This is a genomic window from Dyella jejuensis, from assembly GCF_044904675.1.
GTDB lineage: Bacteria > Pseudomonadota > Gammaproteobacteria > Xanthomonadales > Rhodanobacteraceae > Dyella_B > Dyella_B jejuensis.
This window is the reverse complement of record NZ_JADIKJ010000020.1, coordinates 37,403-47,758: the sequence shown is the minus strand read 5'-3', so window position 1 is coordinate 47,758 and position 10,356 is coordinate 37,403. Positions and strand designations below refer to the sequence as shown.

General features: G+C 60.7%; 7 protein-coding genes. 2 read left to right on the top strand and 5 right to left on the bottom strand.

The genetic code is table 11. The features are described from left to right. Positions 1 to 230: hemagglutinin repeat-containing protein (locus ISP15_RS16610; protein ID WP_404548893.1), on the top strand; the 230-nt coding region annotated here is incomplete at its 5' end. After that, positions 227 to 2,302 carry a hemagglutinin repeat-containing protein gene (locus tag ISP15_RS16605; RefSeq protein ID WP_404548892.1) on the top strand — a complete coding sequence of 692 codons (2,076 nt, stop codon included), beginning with the start codon at positions 227 to 229 and terminating at the stop codon, positions 2,300 to 2,302. The genes ISP15_RS16610 and ISP15_RS16605, both read left to right, overlap by 4 nt. 580 nt (positions 2,303 to 2,882) lie before the next feature. Here the strand turns inward: ISP15_RS16605 and ISP15_RS16600 are convergent. The 5 genes from ISP15_RS16600 to ISP15_RS16580 all read right to left on the bottom strand — a co-directional run bounded on the left by ISP15_RS16600 (position 2,883) and on the right by ISP15_RS16580 (position 10,341). Continuing rightward, entirely contained in the window at positions 2,883 to 4,472 is a 1,590-nt protein-coding gene (locus ISP15_RS16600; protein ID WP_404548891.1) for a hypothetical protein, read from the bottom strand. Between the two features lie 164 nt (positions 4,473 to 4,636). Then, a complete protein-coding gene (locus ISP15_RS16595) occupies positions 4,637 to 5,848 on the bottom strand; it encodes a DUF2252 family protein (protein WP_404548889.1) in 1,212 nt (403 codons plus the stop codon). A gap of 76 nt (positions 5,849 to 5,924) precedes the next feature. Next, positions 5,925 to 6,914: an aldo/keto reductase gene (locus tag ISP15_RS16590; RefSeq protein WP_404548888.1), complete on the bottom strand. Its 990-nt coding sequence runs from the start codon at positions 6,912 to 6,914 to the stop codon at positions 5,925 to 5,927. A gap of 76 nt (positions 6,915 to 6,990) precedes the next feature. Next, positions 6,991 to 9,261 carry a GH92 family glycosyl hydrolase gene (locus tag ISP15_RS16585; RefSeq protein ID WP_404548887.1) on the bottom strand — a complete coding sequence of 757 codons (2,271 nt, stop codon included), beginning with the start codon at positions 9,259 to 9,261 and terminating at the stop codon, positions 6,991 to 6,993. A 135-nt stretch (positions 9,262 to 9,396) separates the two neighbouring features. Further along, the gene (locus ISP15_RS16580; protein WP_404548886.1) at positions 9,397 to 10,341 is read right to left on the bottom strand and encodes a complex I NDUFA9 subunit family protein; all 945 of its coding nucleotides are present in this window, start codon (positions 10,339 to 10,341) and stop codon (positions 9,397 to 9,399) included. Positions 10,342 to 10,356 lie beyond the last annotated feature (15 nt).

Here is a 10,356-nt window from a genome sequence, read left to right as displayed (position 1 = left end):
TCGCGGCTACCGGCGGCGACCTGAACATCGTCGGCAGCCAGGTTAGCGGCCAAGATGTCGCACTTGCTGCACAAAACAACCTCAACCTCCTCAGCCAGGCAGAAAACCACACGCTTCAAAACAACAACGAAAACACCAGCGCCGGCGTCGGTGTGCTGATTGGCAGCAGCGGCTTCGGTATCTATGCCGAAGCTGCGTTGGCAAGGGCAATGCACACGGCAACGGCATGACGCACACCGACACCACCGTGACCGCCAACGGTACGTTGACACTCGTCAGCGGCAACGACACCACGATCAAGGGTGCGCAGCTCACCGGTCAACAGGTGATCGGCGCCATCGGCAACAACCTGCTGATCCAAAGCGAACAGGACACCGACGACTACGCCAGCAAGCAGATGCAGGCCAACGGCCAAGTGGTGATCGGCTATGGCGGCATGAGCAGTGGCGGCGGCCTGAGCTACAACCAGAGCAAGACCGACAGCCATTACCAGAGCGTGACCGACGTGAGCGGCATCCAGGCCGGTAGCGGTGGTTTCACCATCGTGGTGGGCGGCAACACGCATCTGGTCGGCGGCGTGATCGCCAGCAGTGCCGATCCGAGCGAGAACGTCCTCGACACCGGCAGCCTCACTGACGAGAACATCCGCAATGAAGCCAACTACAGCGCCAGCAGCATCGGCATCGGCGGTGGTTACGGCTCGAATGGTGGTGGCTACGGCAACAGCGGCTTCAGTGGCGGCCTGAACCTGGGCATCGCGCAGAAAGGAAATAGCAGCAGCGATACCAACGCGGGAATCGCACAAGGCATGATCGTCGTGCGCGATAACCCCACTCAAGACCTGAGTGGGTTAGATCGAAACCCCTCGCTCGACAACCAGGCGCTGGCTCCGATCTTCGATGCGCAGAAAGTGCAAGAGAAGTTGGAGATGGGGCAAGTCGCCGGACAGGTCGGCATGACCGCAGCTGGTGATCTGGCGAGCACGATGGGCTGGGCCGAAGGCAGTCCCGAACGCACCATTCTGCACGGGGTGGTGGGCGCAGGTATTGCCGCGTTGGGCGGCGGCAATGTGGTGCAAGGTGCTTTAGGTGCGGCGGCCAATCAGCTGGTGATTCAGCAGATGGCCGATTACCTGACCAGCCAAGGCTATAAGCCAGGAACACCGGAGTTCGCCACGATGTTGCAACTCGCCAGCACCGCGGTGGGCGCGGCCGTGGGTGGCGGTACCGGCGCGGCGACGGCGTTGGACGGGATGAAGTACAACTNCGCGTTGGGCGGCGGCAATGTGGTGCAAGGTGCTTTAGGTGCGACGGCCAATCAGCTGGTGATTCAGCAGATGGCCGATTACCTGACCAGCCAAGGCTATAAGCCAGGAACACCGGAGTTCGCCACGATGTTGCAACTCGCCAGCACCGCGGTGGGCGCGGCCGTGGGTGGGGGTACCGGCGCGGCGACGGCGTTGGACGGAACGCGCTACAACTACCTGTCGCATCCCCAGCTCAAAGCGCTGCAAGATCAAATCAAGCAATGCAACGGAGATCAAGTCTGCATCCAAACCGCTCAGACCGATGCGGAAAAGCTGTCGGCAAAACAAGAACAAGACCTTGTGCGCAGTTGCAACGCAAGCGGTTTGAATTGCGCCGACCAATACAAAGACGGGATCAGCACAGCCATTGACTACGTCAACGACCCGCTGGCCACGCAGTTGGGGTTGCAAGTGGACCAATACATCACGGCTCAGGACTATGTGAATAATCGAGGCGAGTGGGGATTGGTCAAGGCGGATAATGCTGTTAGCAGCGATGGCAACAACATGATTGGCGTAGCGGCAGCCGAGGCGGGCACGGCAGTAGCTATTGCATCAGCACCTGCTGTGGCCGCGTGGGGACAAGAGGCGTGGGCCGCTTATCGGATCGCAGCGCAGGGATATTCGTTGGGTGCAGCAGCCGGAACAGGTGCTGTTGTATCTGGAGCAACTTATACGGGAGGCGCTGCCATAGGGGCAGGGTCCGACTGGTACAGCAATGGTTCGAATTTCAGCTCTGCTTTCGATCAACGTTTCTCGATTTATGCACTTATTGGCACGATGGGTATTGGTGCCTTGGGAGGGGTCTACCAGACAGCGATGTTCCAAGGAGCCAATGTCGCCAATGCCATGTCAAATTTGAAGACGACGGAAGGCGTAGTGATCCGTGTAAATCAAATGATGATGAGTACGTCGGCAAAGAAGGCCATTCAAGCTGCGACCAGGGAACCTATGCTGATCCAGCCTGAAGCACCAAAACAAAGTGAAAAAAAATAATAAGGACGATAATTATGTTCGATTGGTTTGTGTCGGGAATATTTGGCGGACTTTTCGGATCAGCGGCTGTTCAATTCTTGAAAAGATTTAAGTTATCTACATTTTTTTCACCGCCGCTATTGGATCACAGCTGACCTTTTTCTTTATGTTAGTTCAAAGTGGAGGATGGCAATTCGCTTGGCATCGAATGCTCGAAAAGCTGTTCACTCCTGTTGGCATTTGTTTGCCCGTAGGCATGGGTACAATCTGTGTGTTGGTGATGGTTGTTTGCGCTCCAGACCTGATCGGCAAGGCGAAGAGTGAAAAGTCAAAAACGCAAAAGTAAATTCCAGAGAAAGAGGCGTGATTGCTTGGATAGAAGTGGTCCTGTCGCTTTAACCGTGATCTTGCGCAGGCTTGAACGCATGGCGTCGGCGATGCTTCAGATAACCACTTTCATGCGCAAGGATGGCCGCGCTGCAACAAGGCCAGCTCAATGTATCGATGCCTGGTGATTGTCAAAGGGCACATGCTATCACGACACCCGGCGGAAGATCGGATGCACGCATCCGATCTTCCTTTACGGCGAAGCCGAGCTGACTCAAGGACCGATGACGATCGTTGCGATCGACTGGCCTGAACTGTTCTCCGCCGAGCCACCGGAATAGGTGGTGCCGGGAATGTCAGAGTCGTTGGGCGCGATAGTGGTCAGCAGGCTGTTCGAGCCGCCGCCCAGGAACCCTAGCGGCACGACACCACCCGCAGGTGTCCATAGCGCGGCTTCAGTGTTTTGTGTGGCAGTTTGTATGTTCAGGGCGACGGTTCCGTTATTCGACAGGCCTACCGGAACAGCACCCAGGCTACCGGAAGGCGGCGCGATGGCCTGGAACGTATCGAGGTTAGGCGTCCATGCGGCCGCGCTCGGCAGCCCGGCAGTTGTATACGTAATCAACGCCTCGCCTCCGTCCGGGCTTATCGCTACCGCATTGCTTGCGACTTGGCCGATCGATGCATCGCGGGTGACTGGCGTGGCCGTAAAGGAGTAGCCCGCCAAGCCTATGTCTGGATCGTTGCCTTGCGGCCACGTGACCGCCACGGGCAGGCCGCCAGGCGCAGTGCATGAGCCGGCGGCTCCGACACCCGTGAAGTTTGGAACGCTAAGGGCGACTTCCTCGGTTCTGGAATAGCCTATGGCATTTACGACGCATGCTCCTCCGGAAACTGGAGGGTTTAACGCTACGTCGTATTCGGAGTATTCGATGCCTGAGAGAAGGCCACTACCGGGATTCAGGAAAACGAGTTCGGCGCCATTTGTTCCGTTTACCCGGGGGCAATTCAGCACCATGGTAGGAACATAGCCTAGATCGGGGTCAAAACTGGAACCATCGCCTTCATACACGACAGGCGTAATCCCGGCCGGCACACAATTGGTGCTGTCGTATGTCATCGTATAAGGGAGGTCTGCATGGCCTTCCGGCTTCCAGGCTACAGGGGTGATATCGCCGGTTGCGCTAATACTCTCCCCTGCTGCAAATGTTCCATTGGTGTACATGGCTTTCGAGGCGACGTCTTCGAGCAAAATGCCGAGAATGCCCTGCCGCGGCTTCAATACCGTTGGCCCGCCAGGTACGCCCGATGAAATGTTCCAGTAAACCGCATTGGAAACACCGTTTGCATCGCTACAATTTCCGACGGCTTTCGTCATGTTTTGCGTAACTTGCAGATCAGTAAGATAGGTGGCGCCAACGACACTGCATGGCTCGCCTGCGACAAGCGGCGCCATTGGCGTCTGCGCCCCGGAACCCGTCGCCGAAAACCACGCCACCGGCGCGCCACCGTTGGGGCCGGTGGCACAATTGCCGATCGCATTGCCCTCATCGTCCACGCTCACTGTCTGGCATTGTGAACCTGCTTCGTTACCCAGGCTGCTTTGCACCTGCGCTTGCGCGGGCCGCCCAAAGCTTAGCGCTGCAAACGCTATTGCACACAGCGCGATAGATAGGCATGGATTGACCCGAAATCGCTTCGTAACCATGATCGATATCCTTTTATGGATGATAGGAAGGGCATCCCCCGCGCCGAGTAGGCGTGCGTCATCGCTCGCTTTTCCGGCGAGCGATCTGCGTTCGATGTGGTTGTCGCGGCGACGCGCACGCGCAGCACGTACAGCAATCCCCTTGCCATCCCCCAAGTGCGCTTCGCGTCTTGAAGCGCGCGTAGGTTGTGCCTCAGGTGGTTACCTTGAGGTCAATACGCCATAAAGTAAAACGAACCGGATCTGTCCCCGTTTCCATGTTGGCGTGCGGTGCATTGCGCAACCGCGCGTAAAGTCATGCACGATAGGGTTGCGGTGCTTCAATCCTGTTGCTGTGCCTGCTCCAATGCAAATCCCCGGCAATGATCGAGATAGCCGCCTTCATGCGCCTGGATCAGTTCGACTACGCTGCGCCAGAGCCATGAGGGGGCGTCGATACTGGCCGGACGCTGGAGCTTGAGGTCGCGCAGCCATTGTTGCCTTTGTTTGCGGTCGAGCTGCGAGGCGTGCGCACGGCCGACCAGATGGCCCAGGTAGCGGGCGATGCCCATGGCTTCTCTCGAGGTAAGCCGGTCGAGATCGATCTTCAAATCTTGTGGTCGCAATTCGCGCACGAAGACGGATTTGCCCTGGATCTTCGCGGCCAACATGCGCTCGCCCAAGTGCGGTGCAAGATGTTTTGCGCCTTGCACTATGCGGTCCGCATTGCTCCTGGGCATCGGGCTGCCTTTGGCATGCGGCGCGGCGGCGCGCAGCGCTTCCTTGATGTCGATCAGGCACAGATCGGGCTTGCCCTTGTCGGCGCGCCCAACACTGAGCAGCACGGCATAGCGCAGGTAGCCCAGGGAGCTGCAGCCCTTCACCCAATATTTTGCGTCCAGCAGCTGGATCGGGGCATCCACTTTGCGGTGGATGAGTTGCGTCACCAGGTTGCGCATCGCATCGCTGGCTGCGAGCGCTTGCAGTTCCTGCTGCTCGTTTGCGGTGATCGGCCAGAATTTCCGGCCCAGCGGAATATCCGGCGTGGTGTCTTGCAGTCGTTCTTCGGCCAGATGTTTCCAGCGGCGCTTGAGTGCGCGTTTCATCACCACGCGAATGGTGGCGGGCCTTTCCACGCGCGCGTGGCCGCTCGGGCTCAGGGCCAGTTCGTAGCCGGCGATCAGTTCTTCCTGCATCTGGGCCGTCACCACGCCGGGCAGGTCGGAGCCGCGCGCGGATGTGGCGAGGGAAACGCCCAGCCGGATCAGGTCGTGCGCGGGGTTGCCGATGACGGTCTGGTCGAGGTCCCGGATCTGGATATCCACGTTGCCATCGACATCGCTGACCGGCCCCATGTTGCTGACGTGGCAATCGCCGCAGATCCAGATCTCCGGGCCCTGGGGCAGCACGCGGCCGGCCTGCTCCAGCCAATCGTAGAATTGCACCACGTTGCCGCGCACGTAGGCATGCGCGGACTTGGCCATTTTCAGGTTGCGCAATGCGGTCAGCCGTTGCTGGCGAAGGCGTGGCGGAACGGCATGTTTCTTTGCCATCGGGGTGCTCCTCAAGCGACATCCGGTATGCTGCATTCCGTTGGCCGGGCCGTCGCCCGCAGCGCCAACATCCGTATCAGCGATCGACCGTCGCCATCATGGTTTCGTTGTAGCGCGGTCCGGCGGTCTTTCCCGGCGCCAAGGCATCGTCGAGTGCCTTCATGTGGGCATCGTCGAGCTTGATGTCGGCGGCGGCGATGTTTTCCTCCAGGTATTTGCGGCGCTTGGTGCCGGGAATCGGCACGATGTGATCGCCGCGATGGAGCAGCCAGGCGAGGGCGATCTGGCCGGGTTTGGCTTGCAAGTTGCTGGCGATATCGCGCACGACCTGCGCCGCCTGCATGTTCGCGTCGTAGTGCTTGCCCTGGTAGCGCGGATCGTTGCGGCGGAAATCGGTTTCCGGATAATCCTCCGCCCGCTTTACCTCGCCGGTGAGGAAGCCGCGGCCGAGTGGCGAGAAAGGCACCAGGCCAATGCCCAGTTCGCGCAGCGTGGGAAGAATGTCCTGCTCCAGATTGCGTTCCCACAGGGAGTATTCGCTCTGCAGCGCGGACAGCGGATGCACGGCATGTGCGCGGCGGATGTTGGCGACGCCGGCTTCCGACAGGCCGAAGAAGCGCACCTTGCCTTGTTTCACCAGCTCGCCTACGGTGCCGGCCACGTCTTCGATGGGCACATTGCGGTCCACGCGATGCTGGTAGAGCAGGTCGATATGATCGGTGCGCAGTCGCTTGAGCGAGGCATCCACCACTTCGCGGATGTGTTCGGGGCGGCTGTCGGTGCCGGCATTCTTGCCGTTTTCGATCTTGAAGCCGAACTTGGTGGCGATCAGCACGCGGTCGCGCTTGCCGGCGAGGGCGCGGCCGAGCAGCTCTTCGTTGGCGAACGGGCCATAGACCTCGGCGGTATCGAAGAACGTGCAGCCCAGTTCGATCGCCCGGTGCAGCGTGGCAATGGACTCGCTTTCTTCCGCCGGACCATAGGACTGGCTCATGCCCATGCAGCCCAGGCCGATTTCCGATACTTCCAGGCCTTGGCCGCCGAGTTTGCGTGTACGTAGTGTCATGGCGTTGTTCTCATTTTGATGGCCTCGCGTGCGCGAAGCGAAGGCTTGGTTGGATGTTTGAATTTTTTTTAGCGGTTCATGGCAGCGCCTGCGGATGCCAGTGGGCGGCCCAGTGCGAGGGCTTGGGGCCCATGACGAACGCCAGCGTTCCTCCGGCTTCGATCTGTGCATACGAAATCAGCGGTTCGTCCAGCGCTTGGCCGTTGAGCGTTACCGATTGGATGTAGACGTTTTGCGAGGAATTGTTGGCAGCGGTGATGTCAAAGCGCTTGCCGTTGGGCAGGTTCAGCGTCACCCGGGTGAATAGCGGACTGCCGATCACGTAGTGCGCCGAGGCAGGATTGAGCGGATAGAACCCCATGGCGGTGAAGATATACCAGGCCGACATCTGCCCGCAGTCTTCGTTGCCCAGCACGCCGTCGACGGTGTCGGAGTAGGCATCGCGCGCGATCTCGCGCACGCGCGCCTGGGCTTTCCAGGGCTGGCCGGTGTAGTCGTACAGATAGCCGTAGTGATGACTGGGTTCGTTGTCGTGGCGGTTGTGGCCGCCGTTGAAATGCTCGTCCAGCTTCGCGGCGGCGGCTTGTGGGCCGCCTAGCAACCGCACCACCCCCGGCACGTCGTGCAACGCGGCGAACAGGTAAACCCATTGGTCGCCTTCGGTCCAGCCGTCGTCGGGAGATGCCCAGCTGCCATCGGCATTCCTTGCCTGCATGAAACCGCGCCGCGGATTGAACAGGTTGCGGTAGCTGGTCGAGCGCTGCATGAAGAAGCGGTAATCGTCGGTCTTGCCGACGGCTTTGGCGACCTGCGCCACGGCGTAGTCGTCATAGGCTTCTTCTTGCGTGCTGGAGGCGGACTCGGAGATTTTGTCGGCGGGAATGTAGCCCAGCTGCCTGGCATAGGTGAGCCCGGCGCGCGCTTCATACGGCGTGTGCGGTTCGCGGTCGAACCAGCGGCGCGTGGTGTCGCCGTCCGGCGGTGTCATCGCATCCTTGTAGACCGCCTGATAGGCCAGTTGCCAGTCGAATCCCTTGAAGCCTTTGCTGATGGCTTCGGCGACCAGCGAATCGGCATGCGTGCCGATCATGATGTTGGTGTAGGAGGGATTGGGCCACTTGGGCATCCAGCCGCCTTCGCGGTAATCCTGCAGCAGCGCCTGCACCATGCCATTGATGCGTTCGGGCGCGAAGATCGTCAGCAAGCTGTTCTCGGCGCGGAAGATGTCCCAGATCGAATACGCGGTGTAAGAGGTGCCGTCGTGCACCGTGTCGTCGAACGCGCTGTAGTAGCGACCGTGCTCGGAGAACAGCTTCGGATAAAGCAGGGCATGGTAGAGGCCGGTGTAGAAGATGCGGCGCTGGTCGTCGCTGGCGCCTTCGATGGTGGCGATGCCGAGCTTCTGGTTCCAGGTGGCTTTCAGCGCATCGCGCAGGGCATCGAAGTTCCAGTTCGGCATTTCCGCGTCGAGGTTGGCGCGCGCCTGCGCGATGCTGATGAACGAGGTGCCGACTTGCACGTCGACGGTGTTATCGCGGCGGGTGTCGAAAGTGGCGAAAGCACCGACGTTGTTGCCCTGGACGTCATGCCTGTCGGGCCAGGTCAGCACGCCTTCGTAGACTTTCGCCGCAGCGAACGGTTGCTTGAAGCGCACCACGAAATAGCCTTTGAAGTGACTCAGTGCGAGCGGCCCCAGATGTGCATCCATGCGATCCGGGTTATAGCCGGTGATTTCGTGGCGGGCAGCATCGATGCTGATGAAGCCCTTGATGCCCGGACGGGTCGCCTCGACCAATACGCTGGCCTTCGCGCCGCTTGGATAAGTGAAGCGCAGGTAGCCGGCATGGTCGGTAGCGGTCATCTGGGCATGGATGCGCGAGGCGGCATCGGTGCCCATGGTTACCGCGTAGTAGTACGGCGTACTGGTTTCATCCTTGTGCGTAAACGGCAAGCGGCGTGCTTCCGGCGCATAGTTGATGTTGCCGATCTCCGGCATCAGTGTGACGTAGCCGTAGTCGCCCATCCAGATCGCCGGCTGGTGGGTGCCGATGAAGCCCTGGATGTAGCGGTCGTCGTATTCGTAGGAGCTCACGCTGATACGGTTTTGCCGGGTTTGCGCGGTCCAGTTGGTCATGCCGAACGGCGTGCTGACGAACGGCATGGTGCCGCCGTATTCGGCACCGGTGCCGCCGGTGCCGATAAAGGTATTGACCCAGTCCACCGGGGTCGAAGGGCGCGGGCCGTCGCTGGCAAGCGCCACGCCTGCGGAGGCGGACCAGAGCATGGCAACGCTGATACGCAGCCAGTAGCGCGTGACAGCCTTGCGCGCGAATCGGATCGAAGACATTGGCACACCCCTTCATTGCTTTCAGCGTTTCGGCTCGCGCGCTACCCATGCGCGCACGATGGCCCTGCGGCAGTCATACCGAAAAAAGCATTTGGATGCGTCAAACCTCGACGATGGCGTGTCGCGGTGTCGCGCTCAGTGGTGGCGAAAGGTCTGCCTGGCCATGTCCAGCCGGCGCTGGCGCGCCAGGCCGTGGATCAAGCGCGGCAGCCATGGCGTAAATGGCTGCGGCACGATGCCGAGCGCGGCGTAGCCGTCGACCTTGCCGACCGAGTCGGTGCGCAGCGAACGGAAATTGTCGGGCGAGAACGGCTTGCCGGGCAGCAGGCCGGCCACCTGTGCCTGCACGCGGCCAAGGCTGTCAGGCAGAGGTATGACCGGCGTATGCAAGCCGGCGGCATCGCGGATGGCACGCACGATCTCACCAAGCGTGAGTACTTCCGGGCCATACAGTTCGAAACTGCGGCGCGCACTTAGCGTGTCGTCGGCGACGCAGCGGGCGATGGCTTCGGCCACATCGCCCACGTAGGTGGGTGCAAGCCGCGCATTGGCCCGCGCCAGCGGCAACGCGGGCAGTTTGCGCAGCAGGCTGGCAAAGCGCGCGACGAGGCCATCGCCGGCGCCGAAGATCACGCTCGGCTGGTAGAGGGTCCAGTTCAGCGATGAGGCCTTGATCAGTGTTTCCGCCTCGCCGCGCGATTTCAGATATTGCGACAGGCCCTGGCCGGCCTTCAGCGCACTCATCTGGTGCAGGCGCTGCACGCCGGTGGCCTTGCAGGTGTCGATCAGCCGCCGCGCCAATTCCACGTGCGCGCGCTGGAAACTATGGCGTCCGCCGGCATTGAGCACGCCGATCAGGTTGATGACGGTATCGGCGCCTTCGCATTGGCGGCGCAAGGCTTGGTCGTCGTAGACGTCGACGCTGCGGATGGCGACCTGCGGCAGCACGGCCAGCGCCCGGCGCGACTCGCGATTGCGTGAAAGCAGGATGATGCGGTGGCCATCCGCGGCCAGGCGCGGCACCAGATAGCTGCCGACGAAACCGGTTCCGCCGAGCAGGACGATGCGCTGTATTGTCATGACGAATTCCTTGGG

Coding starts and splice junctions, on each gene's coding strand:
- ISP15_RS16585 (WP_404548887.1), bottom strand. CDS start 9,261: ATGTCTTCGATCCGATTCGCGCGCAAGGCTGTCACGCGCTACTGGCTG.
- ISP15_RS16580 (WP_404548886.1), bottom strand. CDS start 10,341: ATGACAATACAGCGCATCGTCCTGCTCGGCGGAACCGGTTTCGTCGGC.
- ISP15_RS16595 (WP_404548889.1), bottom strand. CDS start 5,848: ATGGCAAAGAAACATGCCGTTCCGCCACGCCTTCGCCAGCAACGGCTG.
- ISP15_RS16590 (WP_404548888.1), bottom strand. CDS start 6,914: ATGACACTACGTACACGCAAACTCGGCGGCCAAGGCCTGGAAGTATCG.